The organism is Streptomyces sp. CB01881 (genome assembly GCF_002953255.1).
Taxonomy (GTDB): domain Bacteria; phylum Actinomycetota; class Actinomycetes; order Streptomycetales; family Streptomycetaceae; genus Kitasatospora.
Window position 1 is genome coordinate 9,901,025 of record NZ_CP026498.1, and the last position, 15,071, is coordinate 9,916,095.

Consider the following 15,071-nt stretch of genomic DNA (forward strand, 5'->3'; position numbering starts at 1 on the left):
GGCCCTGTGAGCACCACCCGTACACCCTGATGACGGCCGGCTCGCTCGGCGCCGACCGGCGGGCCCTCGGCCGGTTCCAGGCCGCGCTCGACCTCGACCGCGAAATCCTCGACCAGTTCCGCGGGTTGTTCGGCGACGACAACCCGCGCACGCTCTCCATGGCCAACAACCTGGCGATCGACCACCGGCTGGCCGGCGACAGTGAGGCCGCCCTCGAACTCGACCGGGAGACGCTGGACCTGCGCACCGCCGTCCTCGGGCCGCGCCACCCGTACACCCTCTCCAGCAAGACCTGCCTCGCCCGCGACCTGCACGAACTCGGCGACTCCGAAAGCGCGATCACACTCCTGCGGGAGGTCATGGCCGACCTCGAAGGCGTCCTGGAGCCCGACCTCCCCGAGCACCTGCGCAACGCCACCCTGCTGGGCGCCGCGCTGCGCCGGACCGGGCGGCTCGTGGAGGCCCGCCGGATCACCGACGCGGCGTTCGACCGCTACCAGGAGCGGTACGGCTTCGACGCACCCGACAGCCTGGTGTGCTCGCTCGGCCGGGCCGCCGACCACAGCGCCGCCGGCGACCACGCGGCCGCCCACGGCCTCACCGCGCGCGTCCACGCCACCTACCGGAGGATGTTCGGCGACGAGCACCCGTTCACCCTGGCCTGTGCCAACAACCTCGCCGTCCACCGGCGCCGCGCCGGGGACAGCGGCGCGGCCGCCCGGGAGGGGCGCGCCACGGTGGACGCCCTCACCCGGGCGGTCGGGCCGGACCACCCGTTCACCCTGTGCGCGACCGCCAACCTCGCCAACGCCCTGGCCGACGAGGGCCGTTACGGCGAAGCCGGCCGGCTCCACCGCCAGGCCGTCGACGGGCTGGCCGGCCGCCTCGGGCCGGACCACCCCGACACCCTCGCCTGCGCGGCCGACCTGGCGCTCACCCACCTCAGGAGCGGCGGCGCCCCGGCCGCCGCCGAGCTGCACCGGCGCGCCACCGCGGGCCTCGCGCGCCGCCTCGGCGGGGACCATCCCGAGGCCCTCACGGCCCGTGCGCCGCGGCCCCTCGACCGCGTCCTGGAGACCCAGCCGATCTGAGGGACGGGGGGTCGGCGCAGCGCTCGGCACGCCCCGGCGGTCGGCACATCCCGGTGGTCGGCACGCCTCAGCGTTTGACCGCCACGCCCCCGTGCATCGCGATGTCCTGGTCGCGGACCGGGTCAGCGTCCGCGTCGGGCCGCCAGCGGTGGACCAGCGTGACCCCCGGGTCGAGGAGCTCGTAGCCGTCGAAGAAGGCGAGCGTCTCCTTCCGGTCGCGGATCTGCAGCGGGATGCCCCGCGCGTTGTACTCGCGGCCGACACCGCCGACGCCCACCGGGTCGGTGTCACCGGTGAAGACGGTCAGGGCCAGGAAGCTGCCCGGGGCCAGCTCGTCCATGAAGCGGCGCACGATGCCCTGCGGGTCGTCCTCGTCGAGGACGAAGTGGACGATCGCGATCAGCGAGAGCGCCACCGGCTGCGAGAGGTCCAGCACCTCGCGCAGCTCCGGCGCGCCGAGGATGGCGTCGGGGTCACGCAGGTCGGCGTCGACGTAGCAGGTCCGGCCCTCCTCCGTGCTCGACATCAGGGCTCGCGCATGGGTCAGCACGATCGGGTCGTTGTCGACGTAGGCGACTCTCGCCTCGGGGGCGATGCCCTGCGCGATCTCGTGCACGTTGGGGGAGGTCGGGATGCCGGTGCCGATGTCCAGGAACTGGCGTACCCCGTGCTCCTCCACCAGGTTGCGGACCACCCGCTGCATGAAGGTCCGGGTGGTGCGCATCGAGACCGGCAGGGCCGGCCACGCCTGCACGGAGGCGTGGGCCGCCGTCCGGTCCGGCTCGAAGTTGGTCTTGCCGCCGATGAGGTAGTCGTAGACCCTGGCCGAGTGCGGCACGTCCATCCGCAGATCCACCGCAGGCCAGCGTTCCTCCCGCGTGTTCCGTGACACCCAGCCCATGTTCGGCATGCGTCGCCCCCCAGGTCGCCCGTCGCGCCGGCACCGGCCGCCCCGGTGGCAGGCCTGGTGCGTCATCGTGCGCATGGTAACGGTGACTGCTGAACAGGGCTTGCCAGTTCCCGCGTTGAGGGAATCGCCGCGCGGCCGGCCGACGGCGACACGCGCGCCGCACGAACCGCTGACACCGGGCTCCCCCGACCGCCAGAATGACGGCATGACGCTGACCACCGCCGAGGCGGACAAGATCCTCGCCGACAACTTCGCCCCCTGGGTCCAGGCGCTCGGCCTCTCGGTGACCGAGACCGGCCCGCGGCACGCCGTGCTGCGGCTTCCGTGGTCCGGAGAACTCGCCCGCGAGGGAGGCGGGTTGTCCGGCCAGGCGATGATGGCCGCCGCCGACACCGCGAGTGTCGTGGCGGTGTCGGCGGCGCTGGGCGGCTTCGGGCCGATGACCACCGTCCAGCAGTCGACCAGCTTCCAGCGTGTCGTCACCGGCCGGGACGTCCTGGTGCACGCCCGGGTCACCAAGCTGGGGCGGCGGATCGCCTTCCTCGACATCACCCTGACCGCCGAGGGCGAGGACGAGCCCGCCGCCCATGCCACCACCGTGTACGCGCTGGCCGGTTGAGCCGGGACGCCGGTCCCGTGCCGTGCCGGTTGAACCCCGGTGCCGGCGCCACGTGCACCCCGGCGCCGGTCGAGCCGCGGTGCCGCTTGAACCCGGCGCCGGCCGAGCCGCGGTGCCGGTCAGACGCCCTGCGGCTGCTGCACCTCCGTCGACCTCGGCTCCTCCTCCGCGCAGACCGCCGAGACGAACTCCGCCAGCCGGGCCTGCGGAAGCCCGCGGGCGATGTCGGCCTCGCTGATCATCCCGACGAGCTCGTGCTCCGGGTGGTTGATCACCGGCAGCCGGCGCACCCGGTACTGCTCCATCACCCGCAGCACCTGCTCGGCGTCCTCGTCCGCCTCCACGGTCATCGGCCGCCCCTCGGCCAGTTCGCCGGCGGTGACCGCCGCCGGGTCGCGGCCCTCGGCGACGCACTTCAGCACGATGTCCCGGTCGGTGACGATGCCCAGCAGCTTCTGCCGCTCACCGCAGATGGGCAGCGCCCCGACGCCTCGTTCCTTCATGATCCGGGCTGCCGTGGCGAGCGTCTCGTGCTCGCGGATGCACTCCGCGCCCGGGTGCATGATGTCGCTGGCTCTGGTCATGATCGGCCTCCTGACGTGCCTGCCCCTGCCACTCCTGCCGGCTTCGGCCACCGCTTGCCGGATCCCGCTTACTCCATCCTGGTCCGACCCCCCTGGCCCCGCCACCGGGCCTCGGGGCCGGTGGCGGGGCCGGTCCTCCTAGGACGGCTCCGGACGGCCCCCGTTCGGCGGCGGGTCCGGCGGCGGGTCCAGCGGCGAGTGCTCCAGCAGTTCCTCCAGCGGCGGCAGTTCGAGCTGCTCGACGGCCGGCAGCTGCGGCTCCTCCGCAGCCGGGCCGACCGCTCCGGCGTCGTCGCCCTCCCCCTTCCGCACCGACTGCCGGTGCACCTCGCCCGCGCTGTCCAGGAACCGCAGCAGCTCGACCGGGAAGGGCAGCACCAGCGTCGAGTTCTTCTCCGCCGCCACCTCCACCACGGTCTGCAGCAGCCGCAGTTGGAGCGCCGCCGGGGTCTCGCTCATGACCGCCGCCGCCTCCGACAGCCGGGCCGACGCCTGGTACTCGCCGTCCGCCGTGATGATCCGCGCCCGGCGCTCCCGCTCGGCCTCCGCCTGCCGGGACATCGACCGCTTCATCGACTCCGGCAGGGCGACGTCCTTGATCTCCACCCGGTCGATCTCGATGCCCCAGCCGAGCGCCGGGCTGTCGATCATCAACTCCAGGCCCTGGTTGATCGGTTCGCGGTTGGCCAGCAGGTCGTCCAGCTCGCTCTTGCCGATGATCGACCGCAGGGAGGTCTGCGCGACCTGCGAGATCGCGAAGTTGTAGTCCTGCACGTTGACGGTGGCCTTCACCGGGTCCTCGACCCGGAAGTACACCACCGCGTCCACCCGCACGGTCACGTTGTCGCGGGTGATGCCCTCCTGCGCGGGGATCGGCATGGTCACGATCTGCACGTTCACCTTGCGCAGCCGGTCGGCCACCGGCATGAGCATCACCAGGCCCGGGTCCCGTACCTCCTCGCGCACCCGGCCGAAGCGGAACACCACCCCGCGTTGGAACTGCTGCACGACCCGGAGGCTCAGCCCGGCCACGACGGCCGCCAGCACCATGACCCCGACAATGATCCCCACAACCACATCGACGACCATCACGGCCTCCTCGCGCGCACCAGCGAGTTCCGGTCGTCGCCGGCCCGGCCGGGCCGGGGGCCGCCGGAGCAGCTGATTCCACGCTACGCCTGCGCGGGCGCCGCCGGAACGCGCGGACTCCGCAACCGCGGCCGGTCCCCCCGGCGGCCCCCGGAGCGGTCCTAGGATCGACCCATGCCGCAGCCCGCCGCCGCCCACGGCCCCGCCACGGACCCCGACGACCCGTGCCACCCCGCCGCGGCCGCCGCCCGGGCCAACGGGCTCGCCGTCCTCGACCGGGTGGTCACCGGCTGCCGGGCCTGCCCGCGGCTGGTCGAGTGGCGTGAGGAGACCGCCCGCACGAAGCGCCGCGCCTACCTCGGCTGGGACTACTGGGCGCGCCCGATCCCCGGCTTCGGCCCGCCCGACGCCCCGCTCGTCCTGGTCGGCCTCGCCCCCGCCGCCCACGGCGCCAACCGCACCGGCCGGATCTTCACCGGCGACCCCTCCGGCGACCTGCTCTACGCCGCGCTGTACCGGCTCGGGCTGGCCAACCGCCCGGAGTCCGTCCGGTACGGCGACGGGCTGGTCCTGGACGGCGTCCGGATCACCGACCCCGTCCGCTGCGCGCCGCCCGACAACAAGCCCACCACCGCCGAACGCGACACCTGCCGCCCGTGGATCGTCCGCGAGCTGGAGCTGATGCGGCCCACCGTCCGGACCGTGGTCGCGCTCGGCGGCTTCGCCTGGCAGGCGCTGCTGCCCGCGGTCGAGGCCGCCGGCTGGCTGCTCCCACGGCCCCGGCCCGCCTTCGGCCACGGCGCCCACGTCACCCTGCCGGCCCGCGACGGGGGCCCGCCGCTGGAGCTGTACGGGTGCTACCACGTGAGCCCGCGCAACACGAACACCGGCCGGCTCACCACTCCGATGCTGCGCGACCTGCTCCGCACCGCCGCCCGTTCGGCGGGGCTCGCACCGAGCGGTGAAGCCGGCGGTGAGCCGGTCGGTGAGCCGAGCAGGGAACCGGACGGGAAACCGGGCGGGGAACCGGGCGGGGAACCGGGCGGGGAACCGGGCGGGGAACCGGCCGGGGAACCGGCCGGGGAACCGGGCGGGGAACCGGCCGGGGAACCGGACGGGAAACCGGCCGGGAAACCGGCCGGGCAGGAGTAGCCCGCCCCGGCCGGAACCTCCTCAGCCGAAGCGCGCCAGCTTCCGCCCCGCCGCGCGCTCCCAGACCGGCCGAAGCCCCCGCCGCGCCGCCGCGCCCGCCGCCAGCTCGCGCTCGTACAGCACGCCGTACCCGAACGCCTCGCCGGACCCGTCCGCGTTCTCCCGCAGCGCGGCTGCCGCGACGACCGCGTCCTGGTGCTCGCCGAGGACGTCCTGCACGGCCTTCATCCGCTCGACGTACCGCTCCGCCGCCGCCCCCGCCACCGGCACCGCCGTCTCCCCGGCGTACCGGGCCCGCTTCGCCGCCTTCCGCGCCTCGTGGAACGCCTCGTCCCGACCGCCGCTGACCCGCCCACCGCCGCCCCGCCCACCGCTGTCCTGGCCGCCGCCGCCCCGCTCAGCGGCCAGCGCGTGCCGCACCCGCTTCGCCGTCCGCCGCTGCTCCCGTGCGGCGATCCTGGCCAGCTCCGGCCCGGCCCGCCGTGCCGCCCGCCCGCGCAGGGGCGGGTCGGCGAGCAACACGGACAGCCCGTCCGCCAGGGCGCGCCGCCGCGGGCTGTCGAGCGCGGCCGCGATCTCCGGCCAGACCCGCAGGTACTCCGCCCGCGCCCAGAGCTCCAGCGCCCCCGCCACCCGCTCCGGGCCGCACGCCGCCGGCAGCTCCCGCGCCCGCCCCACCAGCCGCTCGCCGAGCACCTCCCGGTCCCGCGCCCGCCCGAGTGCGGCCGCCAGCCAGCGCAGTTCGGCCACCAGTTCCTCGGTGACCCCGACCTCGAACAGCCTCCGGTAGGTGCGCAGCGCGCTCCGCAGCCGCCGGCAGGCCACCCGCATCCGGTGCACCGCGTCGGGTTCGTCCGCCCGCACCGCGTCGTCCAGCCCGGCCAGGACGGCGGCCTGCGCGCCGATCCGGTCCAGCACCACAGCGCCGACCGTGCTCTCATCTGCACCCATCCGCGCGCACACCCCCTCATCGGGGTCCGAGGGTCGTGCCATCGGCGTCCCGCCGTCCGGGCGGCGCGTCCGGGCCCGCCCGGGGAACGCCTTCCAGGCTAGCCCGCCTCGCCGTCCCGGGCCCTGAGCACCGGGCGTTCGGCGGGCCCCGCCCGTCGTCGTCGGCGAGCACGACATCGGAACAGCGGCGTACAACCACAGGCGTACGACCCCGGTCGCATCCGCCGACCGGGCCTCGGCCCATGGCCGGACGCGCATCGCGGCGGACGGTGGACAAGGTGGACAAGCAGCTCAATTGTCAAGGCAGGAGGGCTTCATGACGATCAGTCACCACCGTGCACGGCCCGCCGGCGAGGTCGCGTTCCCGGATGGGCGGCTCGAAGTCCGCAACACCCCCGCCGTCCACGCCATGACCGACGCCGACATCATCGCCTACCGCACCGCCGACACCCGCCTCGTCCTCGACCGCCTCACCGACCTCGCGGCCGGCGTCGACCCCGACGCCGACGGGCGCCCGCTGCCGGGCGGCCTGGGCGCGGCCCTGGACCTCACCGCCGTCGGCATGTTCGGCCACTCCATGGGCGGTGCCACCACCGTCCAGACCCTCCACGACGACCCGCGCGTCCGCGCTGGGGCCACCCTCGACGGCCCGGTCTTCGGCACCGCGACCGACGGCATCGACCGCCCTCTGCTGCTCAGGGGCGCCGACGACGTGCACCCGGAGCGCGACGCCATGTGGGACGCCCTCTGGCCCCGGCTCGGCTCGTGGCGCCGACAGGTTGCGCTCGCCCACTTCGGCCATCTCACCTTCAGCGACTTCGCCCTCCTGCTGCCGCAGGCCCAGCCGGTGGTGGCCTGGCCCGCCGACCGCCTGGAACACTTCCTCGGCACCGGCGACGGCGGGCGTACAGCGGGCGTACCTGACCGCCTTTTTCGACCTCCGGCTCCGCCACCGCCCGACCGCCCTCTTCGACGGCCCGGCGGCCCGCTTCCCCGAAGTCCTCTTCCGCCGCTGAGCCGGGCCCGCCCGCGCTACGGCCGCAGCTGGACCGCCAGGGACATCGTGTAACCGACCAGCGCGGCGAAGAAGCAGACCGCCGTCACGTAGCGCGGGGTGAAGGGCAGGCCTGCCAGGGCGGGGTACAGCAGGACGGCCAGGCCGGCGGCGAGGTCGGCCGCGTAGAGGGCCCTGGGCGGGACGAGGCCGGTGGTGTGGGAGGCCCAGCCGGTGGCGATCAGGAAGCTGGTGAGCAGGATGAAGCCGGAGAGCAGGCCGGAGCCGATGCTGGAGAGGGTGGCGTGCGGTTCGGGCGGGATCTCGCCCTCGGGTACCGCGGGGCGCAGGCGGTGGGCGATGGCGAGGCCGGTGACGGCGACCGCGATCGCTCCGACGGCGCTGAGCAGGGGAACGGGGTTCATCGGCGGCTCCGGTGGGTGGGGTGGTGGCCGAGTGCCGCGGTGAGGGCGGCCGGGACGAGGGCGGTGAGGAGCAGGACGGCCGTCCAGGTGGCCGGGTCGAGGGCGGGCACGGACGGACCGGCTGCGGGTGGCGGCGGCGCGGCGACGAGGGTGACGGCCGCGGTGGGTGCCGGGCCGGGAGCCGGGGCCGCCCACGGCACGGCCGGGGGTTCGGACCGGGCCTCGGGCGGGCCTCCGGGTGCTTCGGCGGGCTTCGCCGTCCGGGGCGTCGGCGCGGGTGCGGCCGTGGTCCGCGGCGGCACCGGCCGGGCCGGTGACGGGACGGCCACCGGCGGTGCGTCAACCGTCCGGGGCACGGCCGCCGGCGAGGGCGGGACCGTGGTCGCAGGCGGCACCGGTGCCGGGGCCGGAGCCGGGGACGTGACCGGAGCCGACGGCGTGGCCGTCGGGCAGTGCGGCACGTGCGGCACGTGCGGCGGCACCGGCAGCACCGGCGGCGGGTGCAGCGTCGGCGGCGCGGGCGGCCGGACGGTTGGCGGAGCCGGTGCCCCCGGCAGCAGCAGAGTCGGAGTCGGTGCCGCCGGCAGCAGCGGCGGAATCGGAATCGGTGTCACCAGGCCCGTGGCAAGCACGGTGGCCGTGGCCGTGGCATGGTCCATCGCCCGATTGTCGGACCGCTCCCGCCGCCGACGGCAGCCCCTGACGGCCCCTCGGCCCCCCGCGCCGCCGCAAACCCATCCCGCCGGTGAACTCCGCGCCCCTCCGCCGCGAACGAACGGCCGCCGCCGGGTCATCTGTTCCCCCGCCGCCGGCCCGGCCCCGGACGCACCCTCGTGCCGGATGTAAACGCCGTGACATACTCCGGGACGTGACGACTTCCACCCCTGCGACGAGGGCCCTGCGGGCCGCGGTGTTCACCGCGCTCGCCGTGCCGTTGTCCGCCCTGGGCCAGGTCGTCATCACCGGTCGCCCGCTGCCGCTGAACCTGGTGGCCGCCGCGACCGTCGTCGTCTTCCTGGTGGCGGCCGCGGTGGCCGGCGGGGAGCGGCGGCTGCTGCACATCTCGGCCGTGATGGTTCCGGTCGAGCTGCTGCTCAACACGACCTTCAACCTGGGCCAGGCCGGCTGTGGTCCGGTGCTCGGCGCGGGCCACAGCCCCACCCGCGGCATGAACCTGCTGGTGTGCGGCGGCGGCTCGGTGGACGGGTCGTTGTTCTCCGGGCCGCTGGGACACGCCGGGCCGGTCGCGCCGGCGGCGACCCAGCTGCTGGTGCTGCTGGTCCACCTGCTGATGGCGCTGGCCGCCGCCGCCTGGCTGCGGTTGGGCGACGCCGCCCTGTCGGGTCTGGCCCGGGCACTGCGGGCGCTGCGCCAGTCGGTGGCGGCCCCGCTGCGCGCGCTGGTCCTGCTGCTGGCCCCGGCGCCGGTCCGCCCGGTGCTGCGGGTACCGCTGCCGGCCTCGGACCGTCCGCGGCCGCGCCGCGAGGACGTGGTGCTCAGCCCGGCGCCCCGGCGCGGTCCGCCGGTTCCCGCGCCTGCCTGCTGACGACCGGCTTCCGTCCCCCCGCCGACCGACGGCGTCCGACGGCCCGTCCTCGCAAGCAGTGCGCACAACTCCCGCGTTCACCGACAGAGCCCCCTCGTACCCGCGCACGCGCCGGCGCCCAGCGCCGCCGCCGCGCCGAGGCGGGCACCCCCGCGCGCAGCTGCGCGCCGCGTACAGGAGTTGACCCACCGTGGCCCAGTCCCACAACACCAAGCCCACCCGCAAGCAGTCCGAGCGGATCAGCGCCCGCGAGCGGATCCAGGAGGCACAGCGCCTGGAGCAGCTGGCCGCCAAGCGCCGGCAGCGGATCGTGATCGCCGTCTCGGTCGTCGCCGTGCTCGCCCTGGCGGGCGGAACGACGCTGGCGATCACCTCGGCGGACGACGACAAGTCGACCTCCGCGTCCTCCGAAGCGGCCGAGCCGACCGCGCTGGTCGTGCCGGCCAACGCCGGCGGCCCGAACGGCACGGTGATCACCTACGGCAAGGCGGACGCCGCGCACACCCTCCAGGTCTTCGAGGACTTCCGCTGCCCGGTCTGCAAGAACTTCGAGGCGGCCAACGGCGACGCCGTCAGGAAGCTGGCGGACGACGGCACGGTCAAGGTGGAGTACCACCTGGCCGCGTTCCTGGACAAGAACCTCGGCGGCCGGGGCTCGCGCACCGCGCTGGCCGCCGTCGGGGCCGCGCTCAACGAGGGCGTGGACAAGTTCAAGCAGTACCACGACGTGCTGTACGCCAACCAGCCGGACGAGCGCGAGGACGGCTTCGGCAACGTCAACCACCTGCTGGACCTGGCCGACAAGGTCCCGGGCCTGAAGACGGACGCCTTCGTCAAGGCGGTCAACGAGCGCACCTACGCGCCGTGGGCGGCGAAGGTCGCGGACGCGTTCAACGACAGCGGGGTGACGGGCACGCCGACGGTGAAGCTGGACGGCAAGCCGATCACCCTGTTCAGCGGGAACCGCGCGGTGACGCCGGAGCAGTTCACCGCCCAGGTGAAGCAGGCCGCGGGCCTGCAGTGAGCACCACCGGCCCGGCCGAAGACCCGGCCGGGCCGGCCCTTCCCACCCACCGGAGTGCTCTGCCGTGACCGCCCCGACCGCCGTGAACCCCGTGAACCCCTCCCGTCCCGCCGCCCCCGACGCCGCCCCGCCGGGCGGTGCCCCGATCGGCGCGGGCCGGGTGTTCTCCCTGTTCGTCCTCCTCGCCGCGCTGGTCGGGCTGGCCGCCTCGGCCGTCCTGACCTTCGACAAGCTCCGCATCCTGGAAGACCCGTCGTACATCCCCAGTTGCAACCTCAACCCGGTGATCAGCTGCGGTTCGGTGATGCGCACCGAGCAGGCGGAGGTCCTCGGCTTCCCGAACCCGCTGGTCGGGCTGGCCGCGTTCGGCGCGCTGGCCGCGATCGGCGCCGGGCTGCTGGCCGGCGCCGCGTACCGGCGCTGGTTCTGGCTGGGCGTGCAGGCGGGGACCGTGGTCGGCGTCGTCTTCGTGCACTGGCTGATCGACCAGGCGCTGTACGAGATCGGCGCGCTCTGCCCGTACTGCATCGTGGTCTGGACGACGGTGGTGCTGCTGTTCTGGTACACGACGCTGCACAACCTGCGGACCGGCGTGATCCCGGCCGGGCCGCGGTTGCAGGTGGTCGTGCGTGAGGCCGCCCGTTACCACTGGGCGCTGCCCGTGCTGTGGGCGGCGGTGATCGCGCTGCTGGTCCTCAACCGGTTCTGGTACTACTGGTCCACCCTGCTCTGACCGCTCGCCACTTCCCGTGCCGGGCACCGCCATGCCCGGCAGGGAGTCACCGCAGGAGTCCTAGAGCACGATCACCGACACGGAGGCCGAGAAGAAGTTGGTGACGTAGAGGTTCTTCCCGTCGATGCCCACCGCCACCCCGCGCGGGCCGTCGGGGACGGGAATGGTGCCGACCACCGCCCGGGCCACCGTGTCGATCACCGAGACCGTGTCGAAGGGGAAGTGCGCCGCGTACAGCCGGCCGCCGTCCGGGCTCAGCGCCACACCGTACGGCCCGCGGCCGGTCGGGATCGTGCCGACGATCGCCGCGGTGGCGACGTCGATCACCGACACCTTGTCCGCGAAGTAGTTCGCCGCGTAGAGGACGGACGCGTCGGGCGCGACCGCCACCCCGGTGGGGAAGTCGATGCCGCGGAACTCGGCGAAGACCGGCTTGGCGAACTGGTCGGTCACCAGCACCGAGCCCTCCAGTGCCAGGGTGAGGTGGACGTGGGCGCCGCCGGGGCCGAGCGCGACACCGTAGGGCGCGTGGCCGAAACCGCTGTGCAGGCCGAAGCCGCTGGTGAGGTCGAGCCGCACCAGCGCCTGCGCGTCGGGCAGGGCCACGTGCAGGGCCTCCCCGTCGGGGTTGGCCGCCACGCCGTAGGGTCCCTCGCCCACGGCGAGCGTCCTGATCACGGTCTCGCCGGCGAGGTCGATCACCGAGACGGTGCCGGGCTGGAAGTTGGTCACGTAGAGGCGCGTCCCGTCGGCGCCGGCCGCCACGCTGTGCGGGCTCTGGCCGGCCGGGATCCGCCGGGCGACAGTGGCCACGGTGGCGGTGTCGGGCCCGGGCGTCGCGTGCGTGGGGTCGCGGCCGACCTCCAGGCCCTTCTCCCGCGCCTTTGTGATCAGACGGTCGAGCGGGACGTCGATGATGTCCGAGGTGACCATGGGATGTCCTCCTGCCGTGGTGACGGACCGTGACGAGGTGTCCGGTCCCCCTACCTCGATCGTGGTCCCGCGGCAACCCATGCGCATCTCCGTCGCGGGACCGGGCCGGCGGCCGGCCACCGCCCGGGCGGGGCTCAGCCGAAGACGGCCCGGCGGAAGGCGTTGCGCAGGTCGGTGAGCGGCTGGAAGTCGCGGTCGTAGTGGACCTTGTTGGTGAGCAGCAGCGCCCAGCGGCCGAGCCGGCGGGAGACCCAGATCCCGGTTCCGGTGAAGCCGTAGTGGACGAAGGTGCCCTCGGCCGGGTCGGTGCCGGCGGCGCAGAGCCAGGAGAGGCCGCGGGCGGGCACCAGCCCGCCGGTCTGTTCGCGCAGCGATTCGGCGATCCAGCCGCCGCCCCAGGGCAGTTCGGCCGGCGGGTCGAGCAGCGCGGCGAGGAACCGTTCGAGGTCGCGGGCGGTGGAGAAGGCGCCGGCGTTGCCGGAGACGCCGCCGAGGAGCCGGGCCGAGGGGTCGTGGACGACGCCCCGCAGCGCGGCGCCGGCCGTCTCCTCGTACTCGGTGGGCGCGGTGCGGGCCGTCGCGGCGGGGCCGAGGGGGCCGTACCGGGTGTCGGTCATGCCGAGCGGCCGCCAGACCTGCCGCTCGGCGAGGGCGTCGAGCGGGGCGCCGGCCAGCGACTCGACCAGGTGGCCGAGGAGCACGGCAGCCCGGTCGGTGTACTCGACGGCGGTGCCGGGCGGCCGGTGCAGCGGGGCGGCGAGCACGCCGGCCAGGATCGTCGCACGGTCACTCCCGTAGAGTTCGGCGAACCGGGTGCGCAGCGGCATCCCCGCGGTGTGGGTGAGTAGTTGACGTGCCGTCACCAGGCTGGCTGGGTGTCCGGCGGCCGCCGGCCAGTAGTCGCCGAGAGGCCGGTCGAGCGGGAGGCGGCCGGCCTGCCGGAGCGCGCCGGCGCAGGGCCAGAGCGCGACGATCTTGGTGATGCTGGCCAGGTCGAAGACGGTGTCGGCCCCCATCTCCAGCCGCGCGTACGGGCCTTGGCCCAGGACGCCGGTGGCGCCGCCGCCGATCCGGCCGCCGGCGTCGCCGACCGACCAGACCGCGCCGGAACCGACCGCGCGCAGGCCCTCCGCGACCAGCCGCTCCAACTCCCCGCCCGGGGCGGCCAGCGCGGGGAGCGGGGCGGGCACCGGGAGGGGGTACGGTGGTGTGGTCGCCGGTGCCGTCTCGTCCATGGCCTGCTCCCGCCCCCGCGGCCGCCCCTCGGCCGGTCCGCGGGGAGCCTACCCAGCGGGCGCCCGGTCAGACGGCGGGCGCGCCGCCGAACTCCTTGCCGAGGCAGATGCTCTGCGGGTGGTCGCGGTAGATGCCGAACTTCCGGATCGGCAGGTACCCCTCGGAGCCGTAGAGGGCGACCGCCTCGGGCTGCTCGGTGCCGGTCTCCAGGATGAACCTGGTCCGCCCGGCCTCGGCGGCGGTCTGCTCCAGCCGGCGCAGCACCGCGCGGGCGAGGCCCCGGCCGCGGGCGGCCGGGACGACGAACATCCGCTTCAGTTCGGCGTCGCCGTCCCGCACGTCGTCCGGCCCGGCCTGCTTGGCCCGCCAGCCGCCGCAGGCGACCGGCTCGTCGGCGAGGTAGGCGATCAGGAAGAGGCCGGCCGGCGGCTCGAAGTCGTCCGGGTGCAGCACGGTGAGGTCGCCGTCGCCGTAGCGGCGGACGTATTCCTCCTGCACCTCGGCGGACAGGCGTTGCGCGTCCGGGTGGGCGTAGCCGGTGACGCGGATCTCTATGGTGTCGCCCTTGCCGTCCTGCAGGACGGCCGTCGCGGTGCTGCTCTCCATGGTCGAAGAGCCTACGGCCTGCGGTCAGCGGGCCTCGAACCGGGCGACCAGCTCGTCCTTGCCGAACATCCGGGCGGTGTCGACGGCGGACGGGGTCCCGGCGACGGGGTCGGCGCCGCCGTCCAGCAGCACGGTGAGCACGTCCTCGGCGCCCTTGAAGACGGCGCCGGCCAGCGGGGTCTGGCCCCGGTCGTTGGCCCGGTTCGGGTCGGCGCCGCGCTCCAGCAGGACGGTGACGGTGGCAGCGTGCCCGTGGTAGGCGGCGAGCATCAGCAGGGTGTCGCCGCGGTCGTTGGTGAGGTCGGCGGGCGCGCCGGCGTCGACGTAGGCGGCGAGGGTGTCGGAGTCCCCGGCGCGGGCGGCGTCGAAGAGCTTCGCGGCGAGTGCGATCACCTCAGCGTCGGGGGCGTCGGCGTTCTGCTGGCTGGCGGCGTTGGTCATGGCGGGCCTCTCTGGGTGTTTCCGGGTGCCCTTCGGGGGTGCCCGGAGGTCGGGTGGACCCGCGGTCGGGTGACCCGCGGGGTGGTCGCGCCCGTCGCACCGTAACGGCCGGAACGGGCGTGATCCAGCCGGTGTCCGGATTCCGGATGACCGGCGGGCCCGTTTCGCGCGGGCGCCGGGCCCGTTGCGCGCGACCGGCGGGCCCGGCATTCCGCCGCACGGGACGCGCGCGGGAAGGTTGCGCATCCGTTCGGGCGAACTTCCCGGTACCCCCGGAAGCCCCCCGCCCCCGTACCGGGAATGCCTCGCCGCGCAGGAAGGAAGCGGCGGACCGGCCCGCCCTGGGCTGTTCGCATACCTCCACCCGGCATCCGGGCGGTAATGCCCGGGGAAACCACCCATTTGCACCGTTCCATCATCTATTACTTTTTGTCACGATTGGGGCACTTTCCGTGACACCGTCCCTGTCCCCCTCCCCGAGGAGCAGAACGTGATCCTCTCGATTTCCGGCATCGTCCTGTTCGGCACCATCGCCTTTCTCTTCTTCCGCCGGGACGGACTAAAGGTCTCCCACGCGATCGTCTGCGCCCTCCTCGGCTTCTACATCGCCGGTTCCTCGATCGCCCCCAGCATCACCGCGGGCGGCGCGAGCCTGGCGAGCCTCCTCGGCGGCATCAAGTTCTAGCGCCCGCCGTCCCCCCTGACGGCAGGCCCCGGGCCCGGGCGCGGATCCCACC

17 protein-coding genes and 1 pseudogene are annotated in these 15,071 nt (G+C 74.8%); 8 read left to right on the forward strand and 10 right to left on the reverse strand.

Translation table 11 applies throughout. The annotated features are described in order from the left end of the window. A partial coding sequence (gene fxsT / locus C2142_RS32635; protein WP_194235827.1) for an FxSxx-COOH system tetratricopeptide repeat protein occupies positions 1-1,091 on the forward strand: 1,091 nt, incomplete at its 5' end. 67 nt (positions 1,092-1,158) lie between these two features. Here fxsT and C2142_RS32640 read toward each other — a convergent pair. Then, the gene (locus C2142_RS32640; RefSeq protein WP_148646686.1) at positions 1,159-1,992 is read right to left on the reverse strand and encodes an SAM-dependent methyltransferase; all 834 of its coding nucleotides are present in this window, start codon (positions 1,990-1,992) and stop codon (positions 1,159-1,161) included. Between the two features lie 214 nt (positions 1,993-2,206). Between C2142_RS32640 and C2142_RS32645 the strand changes: the two genes are divergently transcribed. Continuing rightward, complete coding sequence (locus C2142_RS32645; RefSeq protein ID WP_148646412.1) at positions 2,207-2,620, forward strand: PaaI family thioesterase; 414 nt, start codon at positions 2,207-2,209, stop codon at positions 2,618-2,620. Positions 2,621-2,739: 119 nt separating this feature from the next. On the opposite strand, the gene C2142_RS32650 is transcribed toward C2142_RS32645, so the two are convergent. Next, on the reverse strand, positions 2,740-3,204 hold the full coding sequence (locus C2142_RS32650; protein ID WP_148646413.1) for a CBS domain-containing protein: 465 nt from the start codon (positions 3,202-3,204) through the stop codon (positions 2,740-2,742). A 138-nt stretch (positions 3,205-3,342) separates the two neighbouring features. Then, a complete protein-coding gene (locus C2142_RS32655) occupies positions 3,343-4,293 on the reverse strand; it encodes a slipin family protein (RefSeq protein WP_148646414.1) in 951 nt (316 codons plus the stop codon). Between the two features lie 174 nt (positions 4,294-4,467). On the opposite strand from C2142_RS32655, the pseudogene C2142_RS32660 reads away from it, so the two are divergent. After that, positions 4,468-5,247, forward strand: a pseudogene (locus C2142_RS32660) (uracil-DNA glycosylase); the annotation flags it as partial. 219 nt (positions 5,248-5,466) lie between these two features. Here C2142_RS32660 and C2142_RS32665 read toward each other — a convergent pair. Further along, positions 5,467-6,396 carry a CHAD domain-containing protein gene (locus tag C2142_RS32665; protein ID WP_162002608.1) on the reverse strand — a complete coding sequence of 310 codons (930 nt, stop codon included), beginning with the start codon at positions 6,394-6,396 and terminating at the stop codon, positions 5,467-5,469. A gap of 316 nt (positions 6,397-6,712) precedes the next feature. On the opposite strand from C2142_RS32665, the gene C2142_RS32670 reads away from it, so the two are divergent. Further along, positions 6,713-7,465, forward strand: a complete 753-nt coding sequence (locus C2142_RS32670; protein ID WP_148646416.1) for a hypothetical protein — start codon at positions 6,713-6,715, stop codon at positions 7,463-7,465. Here C2142_RS32670 and C2142_RS32675 read toward each other — a convergent pair. After that, on the reverse strand, positions 7,429-7,815 hold the full coding sequence (locus tag C2142_RS32675; RefSeq protein WP_148646417.1) for a hypothetical protein: 387 nt from the start codon (positions 7,813-7,815) through the stop codon (positions 7,429-7,431). The genes C2142_RS32670 and C2142_RS32675 overlap by 37 nt on opposite strands. Next, positions 7,812-8,144, reverse strand: coding sequence for a hypothetical protein (locus C2142_RS32680; protein ID WP_148646418.1), 333 nt, complete (start codon positions 8,142-8,144; stop codon positions 7,812-7,814). The genes C2142_RS32675 and C2142_RS32680 overlap by 4 nt, the downstream gene beginning before the upstream one ends. Before the next feature lie 539 nt (positions 8,145-8,683). Here C2142_RS32680 and C2142_RS32685 point away from each other — a divergent pair. From C2142_RS32685 to C2142_RS32695, 3 genes are all read left to right on the forward strand, one after another. Continuing rightward, a complete protein-coding gene (locus C2142_RS32685) occupies positions 8,684-9,361 on the forward strand; it encodes a hypothetical protein (RefSeq protein WP_148646419.1) in 678 nt (225 codons plus the stop codon). A gap of 190 nt (positions 9,362-9,551) precedes the next feature. Continuing rightward, positions 9,552-10,385: a thioredoxin domain-containing protein gene (locus tag C2142_RS32690; RefSeq protein WP_148646420.1), complete on the forward strand. Its 834-nt coding sequence runs from the start codon at positions 9,552-9,554 to the stop codon at positions 10,383-10,385. Between the two features lie 64 nt (positions 10,386-10,449). Continuing rightward, positions 10,450-11,118, forward strand: a complete 669-nt coding sequence (locus C2142_RS32695) for a vitamin K epoxide reductase family protein (RefSeq protein WP_241002911.1) — start codon at positions 10,450-10,452, stop codon at positions 11,116-11,118. Positions 11,119-11,178: 60 nt separating this feature from the next. Here C2142_RS32695 and C2142_RS32700 read toward each other — a convergent pair whose 3' ends face one another. The 4 genes from C2142_RS32700 to C2142_RS32715 all read right to left on the reverse strand — a co-directional run bounded on the left by C2142_RS32700 (position 11,179) and on the right by C2142_RS32715 (position 14,334). Further along, positions 11,179-12,051, reverse strand: coding sequence for a YncE family protein (locus tag C2142_RS32700; protein ID WP_148646421.1), 873 nt, complete (start codon positions 12,049-12,051; stop codon positions 11,179-11,181). A gap of 134 nt (positions 12,052-12,185) precedes the next feature. After that, on the reverse strand, positions 12,186-13,286 hold the full coding sequence (locus C2142_RS32705; RefSeq protein WP_148646422.1) for a serine hydrolase domain-containing protein: 1,101 nt from the start codon (positions 13,284-13,286) through the stop codon (positions 12,186-12,188). Between the two features lie 67 nt (positions 13,287-13,353). Then, the gene (locus C2142_RS32710; protein WP_148646423.1) at positions 13,354-13,893 is read right to left on the reverse strand and encodes a GNAT family N-acetyltransferase; all 540 of its coding nucleotides are present in this window, start codon (positions 13,891-13,893) and stop codon (positions 13,354-13,356) included. A 24-nt stretch (positions 13,894-13,917) separates the two neighbouring features. After that, positions 13,918-14,334 carry an ankyrin repeat domain-containing protein gene (locus C2142_RS32715; RefSeq protein WP_148646424.1) on the reverse strand — a complete coding sequence of 139 codons (417 nt, stop codon included), beginning with the start codon at positions 14,332-14,334 and terminating at the stop codon, positions 13,918-13,920. A gap of 490 nt (positions 14,335-14,824) precedes the next feature. On the opposite strand from C2142_RS32715, the gene C2142_RS32720 reads away from it, so the two are divergent. Next, a complete protein-coding gene (locus C2142_RS32720) occupies positions 14,825-15,019 on the forward strand; it encodes a hypothetical protein (protein ID WP_148646425.1) in 195 nt (64 codons plus the stop codon). Positions 15,020-15,071 lie beyond the last annotated feature (52 nt).